Here is a 338-nt window from a genome sequence, read left to right on the forward strand (position 1 = left end):
CGACTGGCGAAGCCGCAGGGCTGGATGTTTCCCGGCCGCGACCCCAATCGTCCCATCGACGTGCAGGTGCTGTATTCGGCCTGCCGCTCGGCGCGCGCTGCCGCCGGCATCGACAAGCGGGTGACGGTGCACACGCTCAGGCACTCCTTCGCCACGCATCTGCTCGAGAACGGCACCGATATCCGCATCATCCAGGTGCTGCTTGGCCACAACAATCTTTCCTCGACGGCACGCTACACCAAGGTCTCGAACGGCCTCATCCGGCGCACGACGAGCCCGCTCGACAGGCTGAACGTTGAAGTGGTGCCGCCGGGCTGACCGGTTCCGCCCGTGTCGGC

At 66.6% G+C, this 338-nt stretch carries 1 protein-coding gene; it reads left to right on the forward strand.

Annotated elements, in window-relative coordinates; all coding sequences use genetic code 11:
* Positions 1 to 318 (forward strand): tyrosine-type recombinase/integrase (locus EN818_RS31340; RefSeq protein WP_145972147.1); only part of this gene is annotated, 318 nt, incomplete at its 5' end.
* Between the last annotated feature and the right edge of the window lie 20 nt (positions 319 to 338).

The organism is Mesorhizobium sp. M3A.F.Ca.ET.175.01.1.1, assembly GCF_004791945.1.
Lineage (GTDB): Bacteria > Pseudomonadota > Alphaproteobacteria > Rhizobiales > Rhizobiaceae > Mesorhizobium.